Raw genomic sequence first — 25,118 nt, 5'->3', positions numbered from 1 at the left:
CCGCTGAATACTGTTGACACTCAGATACCATCGCCGGCAATAAAGGTCTGATAAATACCGTTAAACTGCTGATCCATATCCATGGAAGGCTTGTCGCTGCTCGGACGGCCGACAATTTTCGCCGGTACACCCGCCACTGTGGTGTGAGGCGGTACAGGTGCCAGTACCACAGATCCCGAACCAATCTTGGCCCCTTCACCCACTTCAATATTCCCCAGCACCTTGGCACCAGCGCCTATCATCACCCCTTCACGAATTTTAGGGTGACGATCGCCGCACTCTTTCCCTGTCCCGCCCAGCGTCACATCCTGCAAAATAGACACATCGTTTTCGATAATCGCCGTCTCGCCAATCACTATTCCTGTGGCATGGTCAAACATGATGCCCTGGCCAATCCTGGCCGCCGGATGCACATCCACCTGACAAGTGACTGAGATTTGATTTTGCAGATAAATGGCCAGTGCTTCGCGTTTTTGTTTCCACAGCCAGTTGGCAACCCGATAACCCTGCAAAGCGTGAAAGCCCTTCAGATACAGAAGCGGCACAGAAAATTTGTTGATAGCAGGGTCACGGTCGACGACAGCGCGAATATCGCACGCGGCCGATTCCGTCAGCATACTGTCGGCGATATAGGCTTCTTCCACCACTTCCCGTACTGCCATTGCGGGCATGGAAGGGGTAGCCAGCTTGTTCGCCAAGATATAACTGAGCGCGGCACCCAGATTATCGTGCTTAATAATGGTGGCATGGTAAAAACTGGCCAGCATCGGCTCCTGCTCAGTCAGCACCTTGGCCTCTTGCTTAATCGTCTCCCAGACGGCTTGCTGTTGACACTCCCTCACGTCGTCCCCTGTATATCCTTTATGTGTTTGCACCATAGCCTGCACCCTTCTCACCTGATGAGTATCGACTGCTGATAATGGTTATAACTTTAAACTTCTCAGCAAAAAAAACAACGCGGGCTTTTTTGCCCGCGCTGTGTCATTCCTGTAAGGCACCTTTTAAGCCGATCACTCGTCTTTCTTGGCCCGCGCCAGCAGATCTCTGGCAGCCTCACGCGCATCCTTACCCTGATAAAGCACCTGATAAATCTGCTCAGTGATCGGCATATCGACCCCAAAGCGCTGGGCAAGTACCCAAACTTCTTTGGTATTTCGATAACCTTCAACCACCTGGCCGATACTGTGCTGCGCTTCATCAACCTGCTTGCCCTGCCCCAGCGCCAAACCAAAACGGCGGTTGCGCGACTGGTTGTCGGTACAGGTCAGCACCAGATCGCCCAGCCCGGCCATCCCCATAAAGGTCTCCGGCTGAGCACCCAGTGCAGCCCCCAGGCGGCACATCTCGGCCAGCCCGCGGGTGATCAGTGCGGTGCGGGCATTGGCACCATAACCAATACCGTCCGACATACCGGCACCGATAGCAATCACGTTCTTCACCGCGCCACCCAACTGCATGCCGATGAAATCGCTATTGCTGTACACCCGGAAGCTTTTATCGCAGTGAATTTTATCCTGCAGATCTTTAACAAAACCGGCGTCCGGTGATGACACCGCAATCGCGGTAGGCAAGCCGGCGGCCAGCTCTTTTGCAAAAGTCGGCCCGGAGAGCACCGCTAACGGTACATCCTCGCCCAGGATTTCATGAGCAACATCCTGCAACAGACGTCCGGTTTCCGGCTCCAGACCTTTGGTGGCCCAGCAAATCCGGGAATCCTCCCGCAGGAAGGGCTTCATCTGTTTCAGCACATCGGCAAAAGCATGGCTGGGGACCACCAGCAGTAAATCCCGGCTGGCCTTGACCGCGGCTTCCAGATCCACACTCAGGATCAGCGAGTCCGGAAAGGCCACACCAGGCAGAAATGCCTCGTTGGCACGATCGGCTTCTAACTGCGCCATATGTGCAGGATTATGGCCCCATAAAATGACATTAGCGCCATTACGGGCCAGCGAGATAGCCAGCGAGGTGCCGTAAGAACCGGCACCCAGTACTGTCATCGTTATTGCATTATCAGTGATTGAGGTCATACGTTGTCGCCAATCAGGCTTGAGTGCTTTCCTGGTTTCCTTCCGCCTGGCTTTGCAGGTAGTTCATGAACAGGGCGTCAAAGTTAACCGGTGCCAGGTTCAGTTGCGGGAAAGTGCCTTTCACTACCAGGCTGGAGATAGTTTCACGTGCATACGGGAACAAAATGTTCGGGCAGAACGCACCCAGGCAATGGGCCAGTTGTGGCGCTTCCATACCGGCTACAGAGAAAATACCGCCCTGCTGAACTTCACACAGGAACGCGGCTTCGGACGCATTGTTCACTGTGACTGTCAGGCGCAGTACCACTTCGTACACACCTTCCGCCAGCTCACGACTCTGCGTATCCAGATCCAATTTCACTTCAGGGTTCCATTCTTTCTGGAACATTTCCGGCGAGCTTGGCGCCTCGAAAGACACGTCTTTCAGGAAAATGCGTTGGATTTGGAAGTTCTGTTGCGCTTCGTTGGTCGCTGCTTCAGCCATGTTATTGTCCTTTTTTGATGATTTCGTTAAGAAATCTGTCATTTTTACCGGAGGTTTCCGGCCTGAAATAAAGGGCAGCTGACACTGTCAGCCACCTGAGAGTTCAAGAACTTATTTCTTTCCCTGCACCAGAGGCAAATTGGCCTCATTCCAGGAAATCAATCCGTCCTTCAGCAGGCTAACCTTGGCGTAACCCGCTTTGTGCAGCAGGCTGGCACTTTCCTGCGCCGTCTGACCTGTTTTGCATACCACAATGATGGGGGCTGACTTATACTTTTCAAGCAGTCCAAAGTTCTCGGCTTTAATTTCGCTTGGTAAAATGTGAAGTGCGCCTGCAATGTGGCCACGCTGGAACTCATCTTTGCTGCGAATATCGACAAAAACGCCGTCTTCACGGTTGACCAGTATTGTCGCCTGATTAGGGGTGACAACGGAATAACCCGCGGTTTTTTGCTTCACCATGGAAGCGATCAGGGCCAGAACCAGGCCAACCCAAACCAGTGACAAAATGGGATTACTCGTAACAAACTCTATGAATTGCTGCATGATTTTCGCTCTATTAACCTTTACTGCCTGCCGGATTCCCGCACAGTGGTAAGATTCAACCAAAATTAAGGAAACTGAGTATACCTGTGGCCGGAATGATGTACAGCCACCCGCCACATTTACGCGTCACGGCTCACTGCTTTCTGCGCAATAAACCACATATCGCAAGGCGCCGCCTATAACTACAATAGGAAAAAACGCATTCTCAGATCTTACGTTACACCGGGGAAATGAATATATTCTAGAGAGCAAAGATAACAAACCATTTACAGCAATGTTTGATCTGAACTACAAAGTAGCGGTGATTTTGTAGTAAAATTACCGACCTGACTACTTACCTGAGCGCCTTGAAGCGACTTACAGCCGGATGTTGAGGTAATTGGTCTACATTTTCAGATTGTTCACATTTATGGAGAGGACAGCTTATGTCTGCTAAGAAACCACTGGCTCTGGTGATTCTGGACGGTTGGGGATACCGCGAAGATACGGCGAATAACGCGATTGCCAATGCCAACACCCCGGTACTGGATAACCTGATGGCCAATGAAGCCAACACCCTCATTCAAGCCTCTGGTCTTGATGTGGGTCTGCCTGATGGCCAGATGGGTAACTCAGAAGTGGGCCATACCAATATCGGCGCCGGCCGCGTGGTATATCAGGATCTGACCCGCATCGCCAAGTCTATTTCAGACGGTGAGTTTCAGCATAACCCTGCCCTTGTGCAGGCAATGGACAGCGCTATCTCTGCAGGTAAAGCCGTTCACATCATGGGTCTGATGTCACCGGGTGGTGTTCACAGCCACGAAGATCACATTGAAGCGGCCGTGAAAATGGCGGCAGAACGTGGTGCCGAGCATATTTACCTGCACTGTTTCCTGGATGGCCGCGACACGCCACCACGCAGTGCACAAGCATCCCTGGAGCGCTTCGATGCCTTATTTGCCCAACTGGGCAAAGGCCGCACCGCCTCTCTGGTTGGTCGTTACTATGCCATGGACAGGGATAACAACTGGGAACGTGTCGAGTCTGCCTATGACCTGCTGACTGCGGCCAAAGGTGACTTCACCGCGGCGTCTGCGGTTGAAGGTTTGCAGGCTGCGTACGCCCGCGAGGAAAACGACGAATTCGTCAAAGCCACTGTGATTCGTGCCGACGGCCAGCCTGATGCCGCCATGCAGGACGGTGACGCGGTTGTTTTCATGAACTTCCGTGCCGACCGTGCTCGTCAGATCTCCCGCGCCTTCCTGCCTGATTTCAATGGCTTTGAGCGCAAACAGTTCCCGACGTTGCACTTCGTGACCCTGACCCAATATGCCGCCGATATCGATTTGCCATCCGCGTTCCCGCCGGAAAGCCTGACCAACACCTTAGGTGAATGGCTGTCTAAACAAGGCAAAACCCAGCTGCGCATTTCTGAAACCGAGAAATATGCTCACGTAACCTTCTTCTTCAATGGCGGTGTAGAAACCGAGTTTGAAGGCGAATCCCGCGCTCTGGTGGCATCACCTAAGGTCGCCACTTATGACCTGCAGCCTGAAATGAGTGCTCCTGAGCTGACCGACAAGCTGGTCGCGGCAATCAAAGGCGGCGAATTCGATATGATCATCTGCAACTACCCGAACGGCGACATGGTCGGCCACACCGGTGTATACGATGCGGCAGTGAAAGCCTGTGAAGCCATTGATGAAAGTATCGGCCGTGTGGTGGAAGCCATTAAAGAAGCAGACGGACAGTTGCTGATCACCGCCGACCACGGTAACGCAGAAATGATGGTGAACCCGGAAACCGGGGGGATTCATACCGCACACACAAACCTGCCTGTTCCGCTGATCTATGTCGGCGATAAGCAGATCAGCCTGAAAGACGGCGGTAAGCTATCTGATCTGGCGCCAACCATGCTGTCATTGACCGGGCTCCAAATCCCGTCAGAGATGACTGGTCAGGTGCTGTACGATCTGAAATAATCCCGGACATGCGGGAATTATTTTATTGTGTAATCGGTACACTCCGCGCCAGTGCCTTAGGCACTGGCGCTTTGCTATGTCTGACGCTCAGTGCATCCGTGTATGCTGACGGTCAGAATCAGCTTGATGGCATGAAACAGGAAATCGCACGGCAGCAAAAACAGCTGAGCGATAAAAAACAGCAGCTCAATGATGTGCAGAAGACCCTGAAACAACAGGAGCTGGCTATCGCCAAAGCGGCCGGAAACATTCACGCCGCCGAACAAAAGATCGACGGCCTGACACGCTCTATCAGCCTGCTGGAGAAAGAACAGCAGGCACTGCTTCAACGCCAGATTGGCCAGCGTGAACTGCTGAAAGAACTGCTTACCAACCAATATAAAATGGGCAAATCCTCACCGCTCGCCAACTTGCTGGGCGAAAGCGACCCGGCCCGGTTAGACCGCATGGCCATCTACGCCTCACACCTCAGCCAGGCTCGCAGCCAGGCTCTGGATGAATTGGCCGCCACGGATACCGAACTGCAGCTCAAAAAACATCAGTTAAGCGAACAGCGTAATGAACAGCAAGCCCTGCTTAGCCAGCTGAAAAAAGACAGGACGACACTGCTGAGCAGCCAGCAGGCACGTAAAAGCACGGTCAGGGAATTGCAGGGCCAGTTGAATGCAGATAAACGCTACTTAACAGAGCTGAAAAGCAATGAATCACGCCTGATCGCCGAAATTGCCAAAGCCCGGAAAGCCGCCGAGGAAGCGGCGCGTCAGGCCAGAGTCAATATGGATGGACTGGGCAAATACAAAGGCAAGTTACCCTGGCCGGTCTCGGGCAATATTCGCCACGCGTACGGTAGTCCGCTTCAGGGTGAGCTGCGCTGGAAAGGCATGGTGATCAGTCAAGCCGTGGGCAGCGAGGTGAAAGCCGTCCATGGCGGTAAAGTCGTCTTTGCCGACTGGCTACGCGGCTACGGCCTGATGGTTGCCGTGGATCACGGCCAGGGCGACATGACTTTCTACGGGTATAACCAGACAGTACTGAAAAAAGTGGGCGATACCGTGCAGCGTAACGAAGCCATCGCCTTGGTTGGCGACAGCGGCGGGCAGGAATCACCGGGACTGTATTTTGAAATCCGCCGTAAAGGGACGCCAACCAATCCTCAGCCATGGCTGACGCGTTAACCGCATTTTATGACACACAGCGCCCATTAGCAGAACAAGGATGGTTCGAATGAAGGGGTTATTCAGTGTAGGTCTGGTCTGGCTGCTACTCTTGCCAACGCTGGCGCAAGCGGCCAGACTGGCGATTGTGATTGATGATCTGGGTTATCAGCATATGCCCTCTTCGTTATCAGCACTTCCGCCGCAAATCAGTGTCTCCATCTTGCCAGAGACCCCCTATGATCAGTTGACAGCCCGCCAGGCCCGGCAGGAATTCAGAGACGTGTTGCTCCACATGCCGATGCAGCCGAGCAGAACGGCTCCGCTTGAAATGACGACCCTGACCGAGACCATGAACAAGGAAGAACTTCAGAGCAAGCTTCGCTTTGCGCTGTCGCGAGTGCCGGGCGCCGTTGCGGTCAATAATCATATGGGCAGTGCCCTGACCCAGAATCCGACCGCGATGGGCTGGGTGATGGAAGTGCTAAAGCAGGAGCATCTGGCCTTTCTCGACAGCCGCACTACCGCCAGATCTGTCGCTCAGGCTCAGGCTCAGGCAGCACACATTCCCGCCCTGCGCCGCCATGTTTTCCTGGATCATGTTCCGAGCGAAACCTTCATCCGCCGCCAACTGAAACGGGCCGTCTTACAGGCCCAAAAACAAGGCACAGTGATCGCGATAGGCCACCCGCACCCCATCACGCTGTCGACACTCACAGCCATGCTGCCCGAGATTCAGCAGCAAGTCACCCTGGTTCGCCTGTCTGAGCTGTTTTCCGCCGGCAGCTGACAAAAAACGGTGTGCCGAGGCACACCGTTCAGTTTGTTTGAAAATGAGGGGGAAATCAGTCCCAGCTCAGAATCACTTTACCGGACTGGCCGGAGCGCATGACATCAAAGCCCTGCTGGAAGTCATCCACATTGTAGTGGTGGGTAATGATTGGCGTCAGATCCAGACCAGACTGAATCAGACTCGCCATCTTGTACCAGGTTTCAAACATTTCACGGCCATAGATACCTTTGATCACCAGACCTTTGAAAATCACCTGAGTCCAGTCGATTCCCATGCTCGACGGTGGAATACCCAGCATGGCCACCTTGCCACCGTGGTTCATGCTTGTCAGCATGCTGTTAAACGCAGCAGGCACACCCGACATTTCCAGGCCAACATCAAAGCCCTCTGTCATACCCAGCTCTGCCATCACATCTTCCAGCTTTTGCTCTGCCACGTTAACGGCACGGGTCACGCCCATCTTGCGGGCCAGATCCAGGCGGTACTCGTTCACGTCAGTGATCACGACATGACGCGCGCCCACGTGCTTGGCCACCGCCGCCGCCATAATACCGATAGGGCCGGCACCTGTGATCAGTACATCTTCGCCCACCAGGTCAAAAGACAGCGCAGTGTGCACAGCGTTGCCGAACGGGTCAAAAATCGACGCCAGATCGTCAGAAATGTTATCCGGGATCTTGAATGCGTTGAAGGCCGGGATCACCAGATACTCAGCAAAGGCCCCTTCACGGTTGACACCCACACCGATAGTATTGCGGCACAGATGAGTGCGACCGCCACGGCAGTTACGGCAGTGACCGCAGGTAATGTGGCCTTCACCGGATACGCGGTCACCAATTTCAAAACCACGCACTTCCTGGCCAATCGCGACCACTTCGCCCACGTACTCGTGACCGACGACCATAGGCACAGGAATCGTATTTTGTGACCATTCGTCCCAGTTATAGATATGAACGTCAGTACCACAGATAGCGGTTTTCTTAATCTTGATCAGCAGGTCGTTGTGGCCCATCTCAGGCTTGTCGACCTCTGTCATCCAGATACCTTCTTCAGGCTTCAGTTTTGCTAATGCTTTAATTTTCATGATGCTTTCCACAAGTGGCCCAGAAGCGGTATTGTACCGCTCCTGCAGCAAAGTCGGTGATTATCAGATGATGCCCATCTCTTTACCAATGCGGATAAACGCATCGATGGTATTGTCCAGCTGTTCTGCGCTGTGCGCGGCAGACATCTGAGTACGGATTCGCGCCTGGCCTTTTGGCACGACTGGGTAAGAGAAGCCAACCACGTAAATGCCTTCTTTCAGGGCACGTTCCGCAAATTCTGCTGCAACTTTCGCATCACCCAGCATAATCGGGATGATGGCATGATCCGCGCCTGCCAGTGTAAAGCCGGCTTCAGACATACGGGTGCGGAACTGCTCTGCGTTTTTCCACAGCGTCGCACGCAGATCACTGCTTTCAGCCAGCAGATCCAGCACGCGGATCGAAGCAGATACAATCGCCGGGGCCAGCGAGTTAGAGAACAGGTACGGACGAGAACGCTGGCGCAGCCAGTCAATCACTTCTTTCTTACCTGAGGTATAACCGCCTGACGCTCCGCCCAGGGCTTTACCCAGCGTACCTGTGATGATGTCGATACGATCAATCACATCATGGTACTCATGGGTACCACGGCCATTGTCACCCATAAAGCCAACGGCGTGGGAATCATCGACCATCACCAGCGCATCATACTTGTCCGCCAAATCACAGATAGCCGGCAGGTTTGCCACCACGCCATCCATAGAGAAGACACCGTCGGTCACAATCAGCTTGTGGCGCGCACCGGCTTCATTGGCGGCGATCAGCTGCTGCTCCAGCTCGGCCATGTCATTATTGGCATAGCGGAAGCGTTTTGCTTTACACAGACGCACACCGTCGATGATAGAAGCGTGGTTCAGCGCATCTGAAATAATGGCATCTTCAGGGCCAAGAATGGTCTCGAACAGACCTGCATTTGCATCAAAACACGAAGAGTAAAGGATAGTGTCTTCCATGCCTAAGAAGGCCGACAGCTTACTCTCCAGCTCTTTATGTGCGTCCTGCGTACCGCAGATAAAACGCACTGAAGCCATACCAAAACCGTGCTCATCCATGCCTTGTTTGGCAGCCTCAATCAACGCCGGGTGGTTAGCCAGACCCAGGTAGTTGTTAGCACAGAAATTCAATACCTGATCGCCACTGGCAATCGCAATATTGGCTTTCTGAGCAGAAGTGATTACACGCTCACTTTTGTATAATCCTTCTGCTTTCACTTCCTGAATCTGATCGGCGATCTGTTGATAAAAGGCAGCTGACATCTTGCTCTCCAAACATGTAAAGGCGTATTTGCCACTTTTAGCGAACAACCTACTATTAAATTAGCAATCATTCGCCACAATGTTACAAAGTTTGCCGGATTCTAAGAGCTAAACTCTAGTCAGTCGACAACTATGAAACATCCCGCTCTACTTGATCACAATAATGTGATTCAAGTTGAAGAACGACCTGCCGCCCCTCATCACTGGTCAGAGGTCTTATCATGGCAAGCATATGCAACACCCCCTGATAAATGACGGCTTTGGTAATTTTAGCCCTGGGCGCCTGCGCGGTCTGATAGCTGATCCAGCTGGTGGCCACCAGCTTGAGCGTGGTTGCCAGGCTCAGCAAATCGTCATCGCTCAGGGTGACCAAGCCTAAGGAACGAAAATGGCGCATCACCACCATGATATCCTGATGGAGGTTTTCCTGCGCTTCCAGATACTTATGCTGTAATACGGGATCCCGGCTGAGAATATCGGGCAGGTTGGCGTAAAAAAAACGGTAGCGCCACATCAGCATAAAGACCGCATCCAGGTATTGCAGCAGGCTGTCAGCCGACAGCACCGCCTCTTCCCGCGGCTGGAAGCGAACCCGCAAATCCTGAGCGTATTCATCAAAAATACTGTGTATAATCTCTTCTTTATTACGAAAATGGTAATACAGGTTGCCTGGGCTGATGCCCATATGTGCCGCAATGTGGTTGGTGGTAACGTTGGGTTCCCCTCCGTCATTAAACAACTCCAATGCAGCATGGATGATTTTATCGCGGGTTTTCATAAGCCTCTCACTTGCGTCGCCCTGGGCAGTCTCGGTTTGTTATCTTATGTGGGTCAAAATCCAGATCAACAAACCCTGATGATGTTATCATAACTACTGACTAAATTTTGACGCGGTGGTGCAGTTCTTCTGCTACGCTTCAGGCCTCTTATCACCGGGTCCATCTGACAAAACTGGAAGTGCCATGATTATAGTGACTGGTGGCGCCGGCATGATCGGCAGCAACATTGTAAAAGCGCTCAATGAACAAGGTTATAGCGACATTCTGGTCGTCGACAACCTCAAAGACGGTACCAAATTCGCGAATCTGGTTGATTTGGATATCGCCGATTATATGGACAAAGAAGATTTCATCACCCAAATCATGGCGGGTGATGACTTTGGCCCGATCGAAGCCGTTTTCCACGAAGGTGCCTGCTCGGCTACCACAGAGTGGGACGGCAAATACATGATGCTCAATAACTATGAGTATTCCAAAGAGTTGCTGCATTTCTGCCTGGAGCGCGAGATTCCGTTCCTGTATGCCTCTTCCGCTGCAACTTATGGCGGCCGTGACCGTGATTTCATTGAAGAGAAAACCTACGAAGGGGCGCTGAACGTTTACGGTTACTCCAAGCAACTGTTTGACAACTATGTCCGTCGCTTGTGGCAAGACGCCGAAGCCCACGGCGAAACGCTCTCGCAAATTACCGGTTTTCGTTATTTCAACGTCTACGGCCCGCGCGAGCAGCACAAAGGCAGCATGGCCTCCGTTGCCTTTCACCTGAATGAACAAATTGCAAAAGGCGAAATGCCAAAGCTGTTTGAAGGGTCAGACACCTTTAAACGCGATTTCATTTATGTGGGTGATGTCTGCAAGGTGAACCTGTGGTTCTGGCAAAATGGCGTCTCCGGTATTTTCAACTGCGGCACCGGACGGGCAGAAAGTTTCCAGGCCGTTGCCGATGCGGTCATTAAGCATCACGGTAAAGGTCAGGTAGAAACTGTCCCGTTTCCTGAGCACCTGAAAGGCCGCTATCAGGCCTATACTCAGGCAGATCTGACCAAAGTCCGTGCCGCCGGTTATAACGAAGCGTTTAAAACCGTTGCCGAAGGCGTTGCTGAGTATATGGCGATTCTGAACAACTAATACTAACAAACCTTTCAGCGACACCCTGATTCGCTCTGGGTGTCGCTGACTTGTATAAAAAGATTGATTTGATGACTATACCAACTTTCGTTGTCAGCTTAGCGCGCTCTTCTCATCGCCGTGAGCACATGCAAACGTTAATGGATCAGGCTGGAATCTCTTTCCAGTTTTTTGATGCCGTTGATGGCATTGACTCTGAGCATTTTCTGCACAGTGAAAAGGCCACACCAGCGCTAACCTTCAAACGTAAAGGCTATCAATTGGTCCCGGCTGAAGTTGCCTGTTTTGCCAGCCACTATGCCCTTTGGGAAAAGTGCCTCGAACTGGATACGCCAATATTGATCCTCGAAGACAATGTCAACGTGCTGGCTGACGTTCACTCAGTGCTGGCTGACATTCAGCCATACATTGAACAATACCATTACATCAAACTGTCAGCGCATCAGCCAAACACATTTAAAGCTTTGTTTGCTGTCTCAGATACCCACTCAATCGGTGTTTACCGAAAAGGCACCTGCGGTACCAGCGCTTATATTATCACCCCGGTTGCTGCAAAAAGTTTCCTGGAGAATGCCCAGCGATTTATTGAGCCGGTGGATGACTATATGGAAAAGCCCTGGCGACACGGCATTCAGGCCTACCATGTTTATCCGTCAGTGTTTGAACGCTCGCAAACCGCGACGACGATTGGTTCGACCCGCAAACAGAAACAATCTGTGGGATTCTCCCACAAACTGTACATTGAAGGTTTCAGAACCTATGAAACTATTATGAGAAAGCTGAAAAGCATAAAATAAAAAACATCAGCCTTATCAATAACATTGACTATTTCAGAGCAATCAGTAATGCAATTTAACGCGCAAATAAAACGACTCATCAACTCTCGGGGCTTTTGTCTTGCGATGCTGTGCTGCATTGTGGGCTATGTACTGTTTAAGCGCTCTTACCGCGAAATTGGCGACATCTTCCAGTCGGTCTTCCTGCTGGCTTCCGTCGCGGCCCTGTTTATCGACAGAAAACAATTTTTCAAAGATAAAATGTTATGGGCGTTATTATTCGCCATTGCTATTCAGGTGCTCAGCTGGGCCAATTCACTGATCGACATACCTGAACTCGCCTACTCCAGCCCGCATATTGGTGCGTTAGCAGACCTGTTTGTCTTTATTTTTGTTGCGTATTGGCTGAAAGGGTCACTCAACAATGTTTACCTGATCTGGTGGGCTATGTGTCTGGGAATTTTACTGGCGTTTTACAGCCATTCCGACATTGTTCAGCAGGTGCAGCTGGGCTTCCAGGGTGTTCGCATCGATTTCAATATCATCAATGCGCAGTATCCGGCCATGTACAGCGGAGTCGGCTTTCTGCTCTCCTCCTTCTTTATGGTGAAATACCTGTGCCTCAGCGTCCGGACCAGAAAAGCTCAATATATTGCTCTCTTCGTCTCTGCATTACTGCTGTTTATTGCCTTTGTTTTCGTGGTGATCACCACTCAGTCCCGTCAGGTTTGGGTTGGGTTGCTGGCCGCCTACGTGATAGGTACTGTGCTTTATGCCATCTTACATAAAGAAAAACTGAATAAAATCATTCTGGCAGGTTCATTGTCATTGTTAGGATTTGCCTTCTATTCCTATGCCAGCATGCCTTTAATCCATGACAGAGTGCAAAGAGAGATGGGGACTGCCACCAGCATAGTAACCAATGGCGACATGTCTAAAATACCGTTCAACAGTGCGGGTACGCGCCTGCATTTATGGTACGAGTCCATCAAATGGATAAAAGAAAGACCACTGCTGGGCAGCGGCTACAACGCCCGTGAGACGGTGATCAAGCAGGCAACGCATTTTCCACCCAATATCCATAAGTATTTCACGCACCTGCACAGTTCACATATCGAGCTGCTGGTCTCTTACGGCATCGTTGGCCTGGCATTAATGTACTTTGTTTTTGCATGGGTCATTCGAAGTACTAAAGTTGCCCCAGAAAAACGCGGTATCAACGAGGTCCTGCTGATCTCTTTACTGTTTACTGTTTACTGGCTGACAGTAAACCTGTTCGAGTCATTCTTCTTTTCCAATAATGGTCAGTGGATCCATAACGTGATGTTAGGTAGTTGTTATACCTTCTATCTCACTTATAAACTGAACCGTTTACCGCCTTCAGAACAAGCGAGCTCATGATTAAAAAAATCCACGCCATCTGGCTTGGCAATAAAATGCCACCCTTAGCCTTCGTCTGTATTGATGACTGGAAAAAACAAGGTTTTGACTACACCCTTTGGACGGAAAACAATCCGCTGCTTCAGCAATGGATTCGCGAATGTCGGTTTGCAAAGGAGTGTTACGATAAAGGCCTGCTCGCCTTTGTCACTGATTACCTGCGGTTGAAAATTCTGCAACATGAGGGCGGGCTGTATCTGGATGTGGATGTCACTATCCAGCAGGATCCTTTCCCGTTATTTGACAATTGTCTGTTTTCAGTAGGTTATGAAACTGAGACACTGTTGGGCACTGCAGCTATCTATGCCGAGCCGCACTCGACGATTCTGAATCAACTCATTCAGTTCTATGAGAATGACATTTATCAGTCCCCGTTGTATATGGGCCCAGATATCATGACTCACTTCCTGATCGAGAAAGCACTCAGCAACACTGAAAACAGCCAGCTTTACCCAGTAGCCTATTTTTATAACTATCAGGGTGAACCCATGCATTTTGAAAAACCCGCCAATGCTTATCTGACACACTGGTTTCAGCACAGCTGGAAAAAATCGAAAGGGCTGGTGTTTCTGAAATCTAAGCACATGGGGCTACTGGGGAAATTCTATACCTGGCAGAAGTATTTTTTCCGTACATAATAATGCCGCTCCTGTTTCCAACCGGTTTATTAGAGTTTACAGCTAAAAGAGAGAGCATCTTTTGACTACAGTCCGAACCCGCGTATCACAGGATGAACTGACACCCGGCTATCGTCCGTCTTTCCAGTGGTCTTTCTTGCACCCCCGTCATTGGGGAACTTGGATCAGTATTCTGCTGTTAAGCCTGCTGGCACTGTTGCCCTGGAAAATCCGCGACCCAATCGCTGGCTTTCTGGGTTTGCACATAGGCCGGAAAATCAAGAAAGCACGGCACCGTGCCAGAGTGAACCTGACACTGTGCTTTCCGGAACTGACCGAACAAGAGCGGGAAGAGAAAATCGACGCCATGTTCACCGTCGCCGCTAAAGTGGTTTTGGCCATGGGTGAATTGTTGTTCAGAAGCCGTCGCCACCTCCAGCAGCGCACTGAAGTTTTTGGTCAGGAAAATATTGATAAAGAAGTGGAAGCCGGTAATCCTGTCATTATTTTGGTGCCTCACTGCTGGGCGATTGACTTTCCGGCAATCTATTGGGCATCACTGGGTTTACCTGTAGCCGCTTTAATGCAGCCTCAGCATCGCCAGCCCGTTTTTGACTGGTTAATCAGTTGTCAGCGTCTGCAGTATGGCGGAATTTGTTACGCACGAGAGGGTGGATTAAAACCTTATTTTCGTGCAGTCAAATCAGGCTTTCTGGGCTATTACCTGCCTGATGAGGACTTCGGGCCAGAACAAAGTCAGTTTACTGATTTCTTTGCGACCCAAAAGGCAACCTTTTCTGGTCTGGGTAAGATTGCCAAACTGACAGGGGCCTCCGTAGTACCTATGATCCCTGTATACAACACAACAAACGGTAAATTTGAAATTCATATCTCCCCGGCACTGACACCACTTCCGGGGCCTGATGCGCAACATGATGCCAATTTACTGGCAAACGCACTGGAAAAAATGGTCGCCCCCTATCCTGAGCAGTACATGTGGAACTTGCAATTGCTGAAAACGCGCCCTGATGGCAGCAAACCCTACTAAGTTAATGAGCAGCGTCATATGAAAATTCTTATTATCGGTCCATCCTGGGTTGGCGATATGGTGATGTCGCAATGCCTGTATACCAGTCTCAAGCAGCAGTATCCGCAAGCTGAAATTGATGTACTGGCACCGGCCTGGTGCCGCCCCATTCTGGAACGCATGCCCGAGGTACACCGCGCGCTTGAAATGCCCATCGGACACGGCGAATTTAACCTCAAAGGGCGCTACCGGATTGGACGCTCACTGCGTAACAATCATTATGATCAGGCTTACATCCTGCCTAATTCGGCGAAATCTGCGCTGATCCCGCTTTTTGCCCGCATTCCGGTTCGTACCGGCTGGAAAGGAGAAAGCCGCTATGGTCTGCTCACTGATCTTCGTGGCAACAAGCGTGATTTCAGCCTGATGATTGAGCGCTACTGCGCACTGGCTTATCCCAAAGCGGAAATGACTGGCAGTGCGGCGCTGTCTGCGCTGCCCAAACCGGCACTGACGGTTGACAGCCACAATCAGGCCAGTGCAATGAAACGCCTGGCGCTGAACAATGATCGCCCTGTGATTGGCCTTTGTCCGGGGGCAGAATTTGGTCCGGCCAAGCGCTGGCCAGACGCCTATTTTGCCCAGGTAGCACAAAAAATGATTGAGCAGGGAAAACAAGTCTGGCTGTTCGGCTCGGCCAAAGATCAGCCTGTCACCGCCGCCATTCAGCAAGCGCTTCCCGCTGAATTACAAGCTTACTGCCACGATTTAGCCGGGCAAACCAGCCTGATTGAAGCGGTCGACCTGCTCGCGGCCTGCGATACGGTTGTCAGTAACGATTCCGGGCTGATGCATGTCTCCGCGGCGGTTGGCTGTAAAGTGGTCGCTATTTATGGCTCGACGTCACCAGACTATACCCCGCCACTGGCAGAACAGGTTGCCATCGTATATACAGATATTGAGTGCCGTCCGTGCTTTAAGCGAGAATGCCCCTACGGACACCTTAAGTGCCTGAAAGACTTACCGGCAGATCGTGTCATTCAAGCCATTGACGACCTAATGATTCCCAAAACAGATCTATGATGACCTTGATACAACGACATAAAAATAACAAAGTCGCTTTTTACAGTCGTAACATACTGCGCTCTCTGACACCCAAGGTAATCTATCATCGCCGGTTACAGTACCTGCTGAACACCCTGAACAAGTACGACAGACAGTACATTGCCTACAGGGTCAATTATTACCTCAAGCACAGTGACGGGTTCAGATTACCCGAAGACAAAGCTGTATCCATTAAGCGTTATCGCAAGAAAGGTCAGAGTGCTTACTATTACGATCTGAAAGAATACCTGCATTACTTTGATCGTCACTTCAAAGTAACCTACCGCTTTGGCGATGACACCCACCTGGAACCTTACCCGTTCCTGGTCAAAGCACGGCCTATTAGCGGTGACAATGCCAATGCGATTTTATTTAAGCTCAATAAAGTTCGTCACTTCAATTTCATTGAGGATTCGCTGAGCTTTCGAGAGAAAACAGACAAAGCCGTCTGGCGCGGTGCCGCCTATCAGCCTCATCGTGCCAGCTTGGTCAGGCAATACTACAATCATCCTCTCTGCGATATCGGCCAGACCAACCCGAGCGATACGCCGCAGCCTTGGGATAAAGGCTTCATGTCGATTGCTGAGCAGCTCGGTTATAAATTTATTCTCTGTATCGAAGGCAATGACGTCGCCACTAACCTTAAGTGGGCTATGTCCTCGAACTCTCTGTGTATGATGCCTAAGCCTAAATACGAGACATGGTTTATGGAAGGCACGCTCAAAGCCGGTGTCCATTATGTCGAACTGCAGGATGACTTCTCTGACATCGAAGAGAAGATCCGCTACTACAGCCAGCACCCTGAAGCGGCCGAAGCTATCATTGCCAATGCCCATGAACACGTACAGCAGTTCTGTCATCCGCGGCAGGAGAAACTGATTGGCCTGCTGGTACTGAAGAAATATTTCGAACTGTCCGGCCAGTGGCAGCAGGAACCCAATAACTGATGCTACGCTTTCTCTACACTTGCCTGCTCACTGTTGCCGCCCCGTTATTGCTGGTGTCGCTCTATAAAAAGCGACCGGGTGTCCCGCCTATAGGTCTGCGCTGGAAAGAGCATTTCGGTGTCAGCCCTCAGGTGCAGGGCCAGCGGCCGCTGTGGATCCATGCAGTGTCCGTCGGAGAGACCCTGGCGGTCACGCCGCTGATCAAAGCACTGAAAACCCAATATCCCGATTTACCGATCCTGCTGACAACCACAACAGCCACCGGAGCAGCACAGGCCGCACGCCTCGGGCCATTGGTTGAACATCGTTATATGCCGCTCGACTTTCCCTGGGCACTGCGCCGTTTCATCCGCAGGCAACAACCACGCGCCCTGTGCATCATGGAAACTGAGCTCTGGCCCAATACGCTGGCCGAAGCCAAACATGCCGGCCTGCCTGTCACTATCTTGAACGCCCGCTTATCTGAACGCTCCTGCCAGCGCTATGCCAGAGTCCAACCCCTGTTTAACCTGCTTGCGCATAATCTGGATCAGGTTTTGTGTCAGCATCAGGATGATGCCGAGCGCTTCATTCGTTTAGGCGTGTCGCCAGATGCAGTACAGATTACCGGTTCCATCAAGTTTGATCTTGCTTTGCCCGAAGGGCTGGAACAGGCCAGTGAGATACTGAGAGATAAGCTGGGCAGCCAGCGTCCGGTGTGGATTGCCGCCAGCACCCACCAGGGCGAAGATGAGCAGGTACTTGAAGCCCACAGACAGATTTTGCGTACCTACCCTGACGCACTCTTGATTCTGGTACCAAGGCACCCCGAGCGATTCGACCCTGTCTACACGCTGATTGTTCAGCAGGGCTTTACCGCCGCCCGCCGTACTCTGAGCAACGAACCACTGAGCGATAAACAGGTCTATCTGGCCGATACCATGGGCGAGATGATGCTACTGCTCGGCGCCTGCGATCTGGCATTTGTCGGCGGCAGCCTGCTGGGTGACAAAGTCGGCGGCCACAACTTACTTGAGCCTGCCGCACTGGCAAAACCCGTCCTGACTGGCCCGAGCTATTACAACTTTACCGACATCACGACTCAGCTGCTAAACGCGGGGGGCGCAGAAATCGTCGACAACAGTGAAGAATTAGCGCGCACCGTGTCACGGCTGATGGCGGATAAAAAGGAGCAGACCAAGACTGGCCAGGCCGCCCTTGGCGTGGTAAAAGCCAATCAGGGGGCCATTGCGCGCACCTTGCATGCACTCTCTGCCAGCCTCAATTAATCAGAAGATGATCGGCGGTAACCTGACAACAGTTGCTGCCAGTCGCTTTCCTGCCAGTGAATACCGGCTTTATCCACTTCTTTAACCAGCGAACGGTGCAGCCGGGACAAATTGTCCTCCTGCCAGCCATCGCCGCGCTGGATACTGCATTTGTCAAAGTCAATCAGCCAGATCTGCTCCTGACTATCCAGCAAAATATTGTGTGCATTCAGATCAGTGTGATTGACCCGGCAGTCATGCATACGGCGCACCATCTCACCGACAAGCTGCCATTGCTCTGACGACAAAGCACCCTGCTGCAAACGAGCCACAAGATCAGTTGCGTCAGACACTTTCTCTGTCAGCAGATCAGCCCGATAGTATGGCCCGGATTTACAGACTCTTGCCGCGACAGGTCTCGGCACTCTGACGCCCTGCTCCACCAGATGTTGTAACAGGGAAAATTCAGCCATGCTGCGGCAAGCCGACCAGGTTTTAAACCAATACTGATCTTTCACCAGCTTGCCAAACAGCCCGCCCCGGAAGTAATGCCGCAATGCCATGTCGACCCGTTCGCCACGAACAAACCAGGTGGTTCCCCGCCCTTTAGCGCTGCCGAGCACAGCCTGCTGATGCTGCCAGAAATCCGGCTCAAAGCACCGCCAGGGATCTTCTGCCAGCAAAGCAGGGTCAAACATGATCCGGCAGTTATCTTGCTCCCGTATTTCCATCGCGCGGTATCCCAAACTACTGAAAAGATCTATTTTATACAGGTTTGTCCGTGCCCGTCATGAGATAGACAGAATCTTTGCACAGTGTTCGCGCAATCACGCTGATTCCGACATGCTTAATGTATATAATTCCCAACACACAATCACATCCACTCGGTTGAAAGCAGGTGTCATGACATTATTCAATTCCGCTCCCCAGTCTTTGTGCATCCTGCGCCTGTCGGCGATTGGTGATGTCTGCAACAGTATTGCCATGGCACAGGCTATTCAACGGCAATGGCCCCAAACGCGCCTGACCTGGATCTGTGGCAAAGTCGAAGCACGGCTGCTGAAGGATTTACCCGGCATCCGGGTGATCATCTTTGATAAAAAGCAGGGCTGGCAAGGCTACAAAGCTGTCTGGCAGGCCCTCAAAGGTGAGCGTTTTGATGCCCTGCTGCATATGCAAACCGCCATTCGCGCCAGCATCGTCAGTCTGGGCATCAAAGCGAAGTACAAACTGGGATTTGATGCCGACCGCAGCAGCGATCTTCAGCAGTTATTCACCAATGTCAAAGTCCCGTCTCCGGAGTCACCTCATGTGCTGGATGGCTTCATGCAGTTTGCTGCCACCCTGGGTGTCCGCGATCTGACACCAAAGTGGGATATCCCGTTATCTGAAGATGACCACCGCTGGGCCGATCAGCAAATTCATCAGGACGCGACATTGGTCATCACGCCCGCAGCCAGTAAAGGCTATAAAAACTGGACGCCGGAAGGGTATGCTGAGTTAGCCCGCCATGCCCACCAGCAGGGCTATGAGATTATTCTGGCCGGCAGTCCGGCAAAAATTGAGATAGACCTGGGTAATGCCATTGAAGACAAGCTGGACTTCCCCGTCACTAACCTGATTGGCCAGAGCAGCCTCAAACAGCTGCTGGCTCTGTTGCAGAAAGCGGCACTGGTGTGCGCGCCGGATACCGGCCCGGCCCATATGGCGGTGGCTGTCGGTACCCCTGTACTGGGGTTGTATGCTCACCATAACCCCAAGCGTACAGGGCCCTATCTGTCGCGGCAGTATGTGGTGAGTGTGTACGATGAATGCATTGCGGCCGAAACGGGCAAGGCGCCTGAACAGCTGCCCTGGCGCAGCCGGGTCAAAGATGACGCAGCGATGAAACGCATCACAGCAGATCGAGTCACCGCCATGTTCGACAAAATCACCGCTGAACTGTGATCGTATGCATTTCAAACGAAATGAAAGCGATAGATTGATCCCTGAAACAAGGCCGGGGTTTTACATTCGCTACCCCGGTCGGCATAATCGTTCGCATATCGCTGCATTGACAGTCACTACTCATCTATCTGAAAACTGGACAACTAATGGCGCCTAACACCTCCAGCACCACTTTGGGTGTGCTGATGATCATCAAGAATGAAGCCAAGCATCTGGCTGCCTGTCTGGAGACGGTGAAAGACTGGGTCGACGAGATCGTCATTATTGACTCCGGCAGCACGGATGAGTCAGAAACCATTGCCCGTCGTTACACGGACAAATTCTTCCGCTATGACGACTGGCCCGGCTTTGGCCCGCAACGCCAGCGTGCCCAGCAGCATGCCACCACAGACTGGGTATTGGTACTGGATGCCGATGAAAGGGTCACCCCTGAATTGAAAACGGCAATACAGTCTGCGATCACAGCCAATCCGAGTGGGGTTGCCTTTAAGATAAACCGGCTGAGTGATGCCTTTGGCAAAACCATTCACCACTCTGGCTGGTCGCCGGATTGGGTAATTCGCCTGTACCGCCGCGAAGAAACCCGTTACAACGATGCCCTGGTGCATGAAAAAGTGCTGACCGATGGGCTGACTGTCCGCCCGCTAGAAGGCCGGTTGCTGCATTTTACCTATGACAACCTGCACCATTACCTCGGCAAGACCACCCAATACCTCAAAGCCTGGACCGATGAACGTGAAGGCCGGAAAAAAGCCGGACTAAGTACCGCGCTGCTGCATGCTCTGGCCAGCTTTCTGAAAATGTACATTCTCAAGCTCGGTTTTCTGGATGGCCGCCATGGCTTTATTCTGGCGTGGCTCAGCATGCACTCGACCTTCGTAAAATATATTGATCTCTGGCTACGGGATTATCAAAAAGAGAGAAATCAATGAAAGTCGCTCTCATTATTACGACTTATAACTGGAAAGAAGCCTTACAGGCCGTCCTGGACAGCGTGAAACGCCAATCTGAGTTACCTGATGAAGTCATCATTGCTGATGATGGCTCCCGAGCAGATACCGCTGAACTGATTCAGTCCTACCAAGCGCAGTTTCCCTGCCCCCTGATACACTCCTGGCAACCCGATGAAGGCTTCCAGCTCGCCATGAGCCGTAACCGTGCCATGGCTAAATCACAGGCGGACTATATCATTATGATTGATGGCGACATTGTCATGTCTCCTGATTTTATTCGCTCTCATAAGCAGGCGGCAAAGGCCGGTTATTTCGTTCAGGGTGGGCGCGTACTGGCTAATGATAATATCAGCCAGCAAATCATGCACCAGCATGTGGTACCCAACCTGTTTTCTCCCGGCATTAAAAACCGCCATAATTGCATCAGCAGTACCTGGCTCAGCAAATTGTGCTCGTACGAACGCAATAACGATGCCTCAACGCGTGGCTGTAACATGGCATTCTGGCGAGCCGATCTGATTGAGGTCAACGGCTTTAATGAAGACTTTGTCGGCTGGGGCCGTGAAGACAGTGAATTTGTTCACCGCATGCTCAATTGCGGTAAGAAAAGGCTGTATCTTAAGTTTGCCGGTGTAGGCTACCACCTCTACCATGATGAGAGCTCAAGAGCATCGTTAGCCAAGAACGATGAGATACTGGAAAACACCGTCCGTCAGAAACTGACACGTTGCGAAAACGGCATTGATAAATTTCTGGATGAAAAATCATGACAACCCGAGTCATTTACCCTGGTACTTTTGACCCTATCACTAATGGCCATCAGGATCTGATTGAGCGTGCTGCAGCCATGTTCGATCACGTGGTCGTCGGGATCGCTTTCAGCCCGAGCAAAAAACCCTTATTCGACCTGCAGGAGCGGGTGAATCTTGCCAAGGCTATCACCAGTCATCTCAGTAACGTGGAAGTGGTGGGGTTCTCTGGTCTGCTGGTCGATTTTGCCCGCGAGCAACAGGCAACAATACTGGTTCGTGGCCTGCGCGCGGTGTCGGACTTTGAATATGAATTTCAGCTGGCGAACATGAACCGCCGCCTGATGCCGGAGCTGGAAACCGTGTTCCTGACACCGGCCGAAGAAAATTCCTTTATCTCCTCCACCATAGTCAAAGAAGTGGCGCTGCACAAAGGGCAGGTCGATCAGTTCGTTCATCCGACTGTGGCACAGGCGCTGAAAGCCAAGCTGGCCAAATAACCTACAAATCCAAACACAACTCCGGCGGCTCGCCATTCAGCGCGCCGCTATATTTGCCTTCGCTGGTTGCCCGTAATACCCCAGATACCAGTCCACAAATTGCTGCACCCCTTGTTCAATACCAATTTGTGGCCGGAATCCCGTGACTTCAAATAAATCGTCGGTGTCGGCAAAGGTGGCGTAGACGTCGCCCGGCTGCATCGGCAGGAAGTCTTTGCTGGCTTCTCTGCCCAGTGCCTTTTCCAGCGCGGTGATAAAGTCCATCAGCTTCACCGGCTGACCATGCCCGATATTGTACACACGATATGGTGCAGAACTACTGGCTGCTGAGCCCTCCTCAGGGCTCCAGTCAGGCTGACAGCCAGGCACAACATCCTGAATTCTGATCACACCTTCAGCGATATCATCAATGTAGGTGAAATCCCGCTGCATATCGCCGTGGTTATATACCTCAATGGGCTGACCGGCCATGATTGCATCAGCAAAACGAAACAGCGCCATATCGGGTCGCCCCCAAGGGCCATAAACCGTGAAAAAGCGCAAGCCCGTGGTAGGAATACCATAGAGGTGGGAATAGGTGTGCGCCATCAGTTCATTGGCTTTTTTGGTGGCAGCATACAAGGATACCGGGTGATCGACGCTGTCACAGGTCGAGAAAGGCTGCTTGCGATTGAGGCCATAGACAGAGCTGGAAGACGCATACACCAGATGTTCGACCTGATGGCGGCGACAGCCTTCCAGAATGGTCAGATGACCAATCAGATTGCTGTCGGCATACGCCATAGGATTATCCAGTGAATAGCGAACCCCAGCCTGGGCGGCCAGGTGGATAACTCTCTCGAATTTGTGGGTGAGAAACAGACGGGCAATGGCTTCCCTGTCTGCGATATCGCAGTCCAGCACCAAAAGCGCCGGATGGGCAATATGCCGGACTCTTGCCTGTTTCAGTTTCACGTCGTAGTAGCTGTTGAAATTATCAATACCCACCACTTCATGGCCCAGATGGCACAACCGCTGAGCCACTGCACTGCCAATGAAACCGGCTACTCCTGTTACCAAAAAGCGCATGCACACCCCCTAAGAAGGCGTATCACCGCCCTCCTTCTCTTCCCTAAAGACAGATATGAGGGCCTATCTCTCTGGCAACATTATGATCGCTGGCACTCACTACAATAGACTGTAGCACGCTGGCCGATTTTGACCTCATTCAGGATATGCCCGCAGTTCGGACAGGGTTTTCCCGCTTTACCATAGACTTGCAGCTCTTGGGCAAAATAGCCCGGCTTACCGTCACTTTGTTTGAAATCTTTCAGTGTCGTCCCGCCCTGAGCAATGGCCTTGCTCAGCACCCGCTTGATTTCATCCACCAGATCAGCCAGCCGCTCAGCCGTCAGTTGCCCTGCCGGGGTCTGTGGATGGATGCGCGCAGCAAACAAGGATTCATTGGCATAGATATTTCCGACTCCAACGACTACCTGATTATCCATGATGAACTGTTTAATGACGGTGCGCTTACCTTTAGCCTTTTCCATCAGATAGCCGGCATCAAAGCCCTCAGCCAGCGGCTCAGGTCCGAGTTTACTCAGTACAGGGTGTTCGCTGTCACGTTCCTGCCATAGCCAGGCACCAAAACGGCGGGGGTCGTTATAGCGCAGCACTTCACCACTGGCGAGCAGCACATCGACATGATCGTGTTTCACCGGTGGTATCTCTGCGGGCAGGATACGCAGGCTGCCTGACATGCCCAGGTGAATAATGGCAAAGCCGGCATCGGTTTCCAGCAGCAGATATTTGGCTCTGCGCGTCACACCACGAATGGTTTGCCCCTGTAACAACTGTAATTCAGCGGGAACGGGCCAGCGCAGGCTGGAATTGCGAACCGTCACACGGACGACAGTCTGACCCACCACATGAGGGGTGATCCCCATGCGGCTGACTTCAACTTCAGGTAATTCAGGCATCTTTTCTCTGATTCATCTTTGCTGTGGTGGATGCAGGATATCAGATTTCAGGGAACAGGTAGCTGGCCTCAACCGTGATCGCCAGCCATTCGCCCTGCCAGTTTTGTAACAACCAGAACTGGGGAAGCTGATACACAGTCAGGCGGTAAGGTTCTTCGTGATTCTCCAGCCACACTTCCACGCTGCGTGGCGCGTCGAGCTTATCATTGAGCTGGGCGAAGGTTTCTGAGTCAATGTTAGTACCGGCGACATCCTGCCAGTTTGCCACGATGGCTGACGGATCATCTGTTATGGCCGGTTCAGATTGCCAGTTTTCATTGTGACGACTGAAAATAATATTCGGCAGCACCAGCTTTTCAATGCGGCTGTCAGCCGGAAGCAAGCGTACTAGCCCGGCAGATTGCTGCTCGGCCGGGGTGGCCTGCGTCATGCGCTGCTGAATCAATTCCGGCAACTGAATCATAGCTAAAAACAGCAATACCCCAATGATGATGATGTTGTTCCATCCCTTGCGCGACAGTTTCATCGTCTCTCCAGCACTAAGTATGAGTGAGTGATCATAATCTGCTTCCTGACCGACAGCCATAAAAAAACCCAGCCTTGGCTGGGTTTTTATCAAAAAGCAAAATAAACC

Annotated in this window: 26 protein-coding genes; 15 read left to right on the top strand and 11 right to left on the bottom strand. The window is 51.8% G+C overall.

Going from position 1 to position 25,118, the window contains the following annotated elements; genetic code table 11:
* Nucleotides 1–20: 20 nt before the first annotated feature.
* From cysE to D6M16_RS20460, 4 genes are all read right to left on the bottom strand, one after another.
* Nucleotides 21–878: a serine O-acetyltransferase gene (cysE, locus tag D6M16_RS20475; RefSeq protein WP_202602057.1), complete on the bottom strand. Its 858-nt coding sequence runs from the start codon at nucleotides 876–878 to the stop codon at nucleotides 21–23.
* A gap of 132 nt (nucleotides 879–1,010) precedes the next feature.
* Nucleotides 1,011–2,027, bottom strand: coding sequence for an NAD(P)H-dependent glycerol-3-phosphate dehydrogenase (gene gpsA, locus D6M16_RS20470; protein ID WP_120513739.1), 1,017 nt, complete (start codon nucleotides 2,025–2,027; stop codon nucleotides 1,011–1,013).
* Between the two features lie 13 nt (nucleotides 2,028–2,040).
* Nucleotides 2,041–2,511 carry a protein-export chaperone SecB gene (gene secB / locus D6M16_RS20465; RefSeq protein ID WP_027250588.1) on the bottom strand — a complete coding sequence of 157 codons (471 nt, stop codon included), beginning with the start codon at nucleotides 2,509–2,511 and terminating at the stop codon, nucleotides 2,041–2,043.
* Nucleotides 2,512–2,622: 111 nt separating this feature from the next.
* Nucleotides 2,623–3,057, bottom strand: coding sequence for a rhodanese-like domain-containing protein (locus tag D6M16_RS20460; protein WP_120513738.1), 435 nt, complete (start codon nucleotides 3,055–3,057; stop codon nucleotides 2,623–2,625).
* Between the two features lie 425 nt (nucleotides 3,058–3,482).
* Between D6M16_RS20460 and gpmM the strand changes: the two genes are divergently transcribed.
* The 3 genes from gpmM to D6M16_RS20445 are packed head-to-tail and all read left to right on the top strand — an operon-like array spanning nucleotide 3,483 to nucleotide 6,965.
* Nucleotides 3,483–5,021, top strand: coding sequence for a 2,3-bisphosphoglycerate-independent phosphoglycerate mutase (gene gpmM, locus D6M16_RS20455; RefSeq protein WP_120513737.1), 1,539 nt, complete (start codon nucleotides 3,483–3,485; stop codon nucleotides 5,019–5,021).
* Between the two features lie 8 nt (nucleotides 5,022–5,029).
* Complete coding sequence (locus D6M16_RS20450; protein WP_120513736.1) at nucleotides 5,030–6,196, top strand: peptidoglycan DD-metalloendopeptidase family protein; 1,167 nt, start codon at nucleotides 5,030–5,032, stop codon at nucleotides 6,194–6,196.
* A gap of 49 nt (nucleotides 6,197–6,245) precedes the next feature.
* Nucleotides 6,246–6,965 (top strand): divergent polysaccharide deacetylase family protein, encoded by a 720-nt coding sequence (locus D6M16_RS20445; RefSeq protein WP_120513735.1) that lies wholly within the window; start codon nucleotides 6,246–6,248, stop codon nucleotides 6,963–6,965.
* Nucleotides 6,966–7,020: 55 nt separating this feature from the next.
* Here the strand turns inward: D6M16_RS20445 and tdh are convergent, their stop codons facing one another.
* The 3 genes from tdh to D6M16_RS20430 all read right to left on the bottom strand — a co-directional run bounded on the left by tdh (nucleotide 7,021) and on the right by D6M16_RS20430 (nucleotide 10,087).
* Entirely contained in the window at nucleotides 7,021–8,052 is a 1,032-nt protein-coding gene (tdh, locus tag D6M16_RS20440; protein WP_120513734.1) for an L-threonine 3-dehydrogenase, read from the bottom strand.
* A 63-nt stretch (nucleotides 8,053–8,115) separates the two neighbouring features.
* On the bottom strand, nucleotides 8,116–9,309 hold the full coding sequence (locus tag D6M16_RS20435; protein ID WP_120513733.1) for a glycine C-acetyltransferase: 1,194 nt from the start codon (nucleotides 9,307–9,309) through the stop codon (nucleotides 8,116–8,118).
* Between the two features lie 130 nt (nucleotides 9,310–9,439).
* The gene (locus tag D6M16_RS20430) at nucleotides 9,440–10,087 is read right to left on the bottom strand and encodes a TetR/AcrR family transcriptional regulator (RefSeq protein WP_120513732.1); all 648 of its coding nucleotides are present in this window, start codon (nucleotides 10,085–10,087) and stop codon (nucleotides 9,440–9,442) included.
* Nucleotides 10,088–10,271: 184 nt separating this feature from the next.
* Here D6M16_RS20430 and rfaD point away from each other — a divergent pair, with 184 nt between their 5' ends.
* The 8 genes from rfaD to waaA all read left to right on the top strand — a co-directional run bounded on the left by rfaD (nucleotide 10,272) and on the right by waaA (nucleotide 18,395).
* Entirely contained in the window at nucleotides 10,272–11,216 is a 945-nt protein-coding gene (gene rfaD, locus D6M16_RS20425) for an ADP-glyceromanno-heptose 6-epimerase (RefSeq protein WP_120513731.1), read from the top strand.
* Nucleotides 11,217–11,287: 71 nt separating this feature from the next.
* Nucleotides 11,288–12,013, top strand: coding sequence for a glycosyltransferase family 25 protein (locus D6M16_RS20420; RefSeq protein WP_338048228.1), 726 nt, complete (start codon nucleotides 11,288–11,290; stop codon nucleotides 12,011–12,013).
* Between the two features lie 48 nt (nucleotides 12,014–12,061).
* Entirely contained in the window at nucleotides 12,062–13,393 is a 1,332-nt protein-coding gene (locus tag D6M16_RS20415; protein ID WP_120513730.1) for an O-antigen ligase family protein, read from the top strand.
* On the top strand, nucleotides 13,390–14,070 hold the full coding sequence (locus D6M16_RS20410) for a glycosyltransferase family 32 protein (RefSeq protein ID WP_120513729.1): 681 nt from the start codon (nucleotides 13,390–13,392) through the stop codon (nucleotides 14,068–14,070). Before D6M16_RS20415 ends, D6M16_RS20410 begins: the two co-directional genes overlap by 4 nt.
* Before the next feature lie 61 nt (nucleotides 14,071–14,131).
* Nucleotides 14,132–15,097, top strand: coding sequence for a lauroyl-Kdo(2)-lipid IV(A) myristoyltransferase (gene lpxM / locus D6M16_RS20405; protein WP_240435670.1), 966 nt, complete (start codon nucleotides 14,132–14,134; stop codon nucleotides 15,095–15,097).
* An 18-nt stretch (nucleotides 15,098–15,115) separates the two neighbouring features.
* On the top strand, nucleotides 15,116–16,159 hold the full coding sequence (waaF, locus tag D6M16_RS20400) for a lipopolysaccharide heptosyltransferase II (protein ID WP_120513728.1): 1,044 nt from the start codon (nucleotides 15,116–15,118) through the stop codon (nucleotides 16,157–16,159).
* Nucleotides 16,156–17,127: a glycosyl transferase family 90 gene (locus D6M16_RS20395; protein WP_240435669.1), complete on the top strand. Its 972-nt coding sequence runs from the start codon at nucleotides 16,156–16,158 to the stop codon at nucleotides 17,125–17,127. The genes waaF and D6M16_RS20395 overlap by 4 nt, the downstream gene beginning before the upstream one ends.
* Nucleotides 17,124–18,395, top strand: coding sequence for a lipid IV(A) 3-deoxy-D-manno-octulosonic acid transferase (waaA, locus tag D6M16_RS20390; protein WP_120513726.1), 1,272 nt, complete (start codon nucleotides 17,124–17,126; stop codon nucleotides 18,393–18,395). The genes D6M16_RS20395 and waaA overlap by 4 nt, the downstream gene beginning before the upstream one ends.
* On the opposite strand, the gene D6M16_RS20385 is transcribed toward waaA, so the two are convergent.
* Complete coding sequence (locus D6M16_RS20385; RefSeq protein ID WP_120513725.1) at nucleotides 18,392–19,105, bottom strand: 3-deoxy-D-manno-octulosonic acid kinase; 714 nt, start codon at nucleotides 19,103–19,105, stop codon at nucleotides 18,392–18,394. The genes waaA and D6M16_RS20385 overlap by 4 nt on opposite strands.
* A gap of 172 nt (nucleotides 19,106–19,277) precedes the next feature.
* On the opposite strand from D6M16_RS20385, the gene D6M16_RS20380 reads away from it, so the two are divergent.
* The 4 genes from D6M16_RS20380 (at nucleotide 19,278) to coaD (ending at nucleotide 22,523) form a co-directional block, all read left to right on the top strand.
* Complete coding sequence (locus tag D6M16_RS20380; protein WP_120513724.1) at nucleotides 19,278–20,321, top strand: glycosyltransferase family 9 protein; 1,044 nt, start codon at nucleotides 19,278–19,280, stop codon at nucleotides 20,319–20,321.
* A gap of 146 nt (nucleotides 20,322–20,467) precedes the next feature.
* Nucleotides 20,468–21,253, top strand: a complete 786-nt coding sequence (locus D6M16_RS20375; protein ID WP_120513723.1) for a glycosyltransferase family 2 protein — start codon at nucleotides 20,468–20,470, stop codon at nucleotides 21,251–21,253.
* Nucleotides 21,250–22,044, top strand: coding sequence for a glycosyltransferase family 2 protein (locus D6M16_RS20370; RefSeq protein ID WP_120513722.1), 795 nt, complete (start codon nucleotides 21,250–21,252; stop codon nucleotides 22,042–22,044). The genes D6M16_RS20375 and D6M16_RS20370 overlap by 4 nt, the downstream gene beginning before the upstream one ends.
* A complete protein-coding gene (coaD, locus tag D6M16_RS20365) occupies nucleotides 22,041–22,523 on the top strand; it encodes a pantetheine-phosphate adenylyltransferase (RefSeq protein ID WP_046220388.1) in 483 nt (160 codons plus the stop codon). The genes D6M16_RS20370 and coaD overlap by 4 nt, the downstream gene beginning before the upstream one ends.
* A gap of 36 nt (nucleotides 22,524–22,559) precedes the next feature.
* Here the strand turns inward: coaD and D6M16_RS20360 are convergent, their stop codons facing one another.
* From D6M16_RS20360 to D6M16_RS20350, 3 genes are all read right to left on the bottom strand, one after another.
* A complete protein-coding gene (locus D6M16_RS20360; protein ID WP_120513721.1) occupies nucleotides 22,560–23,591 on the bottom strand; it encodes an NAD-dependent epimerase in 1,032 nt (343 codons plus the stop codon).
* Between the two features lie 80 nt (nucleotides 23,592–23,671).
* A complete protein-coding gene (gene mutM, locus D6M16_RS20355; protein ID WP_120513720.1) occupies nucleotides 23,672–24,484 on the bottom strand; it encodes a bifunctional DNA-formamidopyrimidine glycosylase/DNA-(apurinic or apyrimidinic site) lyase in 813 nt (270 codons plus the stop codon).
* 40 nt (nucleotides 24,485–24,524) lie between these two features.
* Nucleotides 24,525–25,010: a hypothetical protein gene (locus D6M16_RS20350; RefSeq protein ID WP_120513719.1), complete on the bottom strand. Its 486-nt coding sequence runs from the start codon at nucleotides 25,008–25,010 to the stop codon at nucleotides 24,525–24,527.
* Between the last annotated feature and the right edge of the window lie 108 nt (nucleotides 25,011–25,118).

It is taken from the genome of Photobacterium salinisoli (genome assembly GCF_003614885.1).
GTDB lineage: Bacteria > Pseudomonadota > Gammaproteobacteria > Enterobacterales > Vibrionaceae > Photobacterium > Photobacterium salinisoli.
Note: the sequence above shows the minus strand (reverse complement) of the source record. Positions and strands in the feature narration are given on the sequence as shown.

Excerpts from the sequence above, each read along its gene's own strand:
- cysE (WP_202602057.1), bottom strand. The coding sequence starts at position 878 with ATGGTGCAAACACATAAAGGATATACAGGGGACGACGTGAGGGAGTGT.
- gpsA (WP_120513739.1), bottom strand. The coding sequence starts at position 2,027 with ATGACCTCAATCACTGATAATGCAATAACGATGACAGTACTGGGTGCC.
- secB (WP_027250588.1), bottom strand. The coding sequence starts at position 2,511 with ATGGCTGAAGCAGCGACCAACGAAGCGCAACAGAACTTCCAAATCCAA.
- D6M16_RS20460 (WP_120513738.1), bottom strand. The coding sequence starts at position 3,057 with ATGCAGCAATTCATAGAGTTTGTTACGAGTAATCCCATTTTGTCACTG.
- gpmM (WP_120513737.1), top strand. The coding sequence starts at position 3,483 with ATGTCTGCTAAGAAACCACTGGCTCTGGTGATTCTGGACGGTTGGGGA.
- D6M16_RS20450 (WP_120513736.1), top strand. The coding sequence starts at position 5,030 with ATGCGGGAATTATTTTATTGTGTAATCGGTACACTCCGCGCCAGTGCC.
- D6M16_RS20445 (WP_120513735.1), top strand. The coding sequence starts at position 6,246 with ATGAAGGGGTTATTCAGTGTAGGTCTGGTCTGGCTGCTACTCTTGCCA.
- tdh (WP_120513734.1), bottom strand. The coding sequence starts at position 8,052 with ATGAAAATTAAAGCATTAGCAAAACTGAAGCCTGAAGAAGGTATCTGG.
- D6M16_RS20435 (WP_120513733.1), bottom strand. The coding sequence starts at position 9,309 with ATGTCAGCTGCCTTTTATCAACAGATCGCCGATCAGATTCAGGAAGTG.
- D6M16_RS20430 (WP_120513732.1), bottom strand. The coding sequence starts at position 10,087 with ATGAAAACCCGCGATAAAATCATCCATGCTGCATTGGAGTTGTTTAAT.
- rfaD (WP_120513731.1), top strand. The coding sequence starts at position 10,272 with ATGATTATAGTGACTGGTGGCGCCGGCATGATCGGCAGCAACATTGTA.
- D6M16_RS20420 (WP_338048228.1), top strand. The coding sequence starts at position 11,288 with ATGACTATACCAACTTTCGTTGTCAGCTTAGCGCGCTCTTCTCATCGC.
- D6M16_RS20415 (WP_120513730.1), top strand. The coding sequence starts at position 12,062 with ATGCAATTTAACGCGCAAATAAAACGACTCATCAACTCTCGGGGCTTT.
- D6M16_RS20410 (WP_120513729.1), top strand. The coding sequence starts at position 13,390 with ATGATTAAAAAAATCCACGCCATCTGGCTTGGCAATAAAATGCCACCC.
- waaF (WP_120513728.1), top strand. The coding sequence starts at position 15,116 with ATGAAAATTCTTATTATCGGTCCATCCTGGGTTGGCGATATGGTGATG.
- D6M16_RS20395 (WP_240435669.1), top strand. The coding sequence starts at position 16,156 with ATGATGACCTTGATACAACGACATAAAAATAACAAAGTCGCTTTTTAC.
- D6M16_RS20385 (WP_120513725.1), bottom strand. The coding sequence starts at position 19,105 with ATGGAAATACGGGAGCAAGATAACTGCCGGATCATGTTTGACCCTGCT.
- D6M16_RS20380 (WP_120513724.1), top strand. The coding sequence starts at position 19,278 with ATGACATTATTCAATTCCGCTCCCCAGTCTTTGTGCATCCTGCGCCTG.
- D6M16_RS20375 (WP_120513723.1), top strand. The coding sequence starts at position 20,468 with ATGGCGCCTAACACCTCCAGCACCACTTTGGGTGTGCTGATGATCATC.
- D6M16_RS20370 (WP_120513722.1), top strand. The coding sequence starts at position 21,250 with ATGAAAGTCGCTCTCATTATTACGACTTATAACTGGAAAGAAGCCTTA.
- coaD (WP_046220388.1), top strand. The coding sequence starts at position 22,041 with ATGACAACCCGAGTCATTTACCCTGGTACTTTTGACCCTATCACTAAT.
- D6M16_RS20360 (WP_120513721.1), bottom strand. The coding sequence starts at position 23,591 with ATGCGCTTTTTGGTAACAGGAGTAGCCGGTTTCATTGGCAGTGCAGTG.
- mutM (WP_120513720.1), bottom strand. The coding sequence starts at position 24,484 with ATGCCTGAATTACCTGAAGTTGAAGTCAGCCGCATGGGGATCACCCCT.
- D6M16_RS20350 (WP_120513719.1), bottom strand. The coding sequence starts at position 25,010 with ATGAAACTGTCGCGCAAGGGATGGAACAACATCATCATCATTGGGGTA.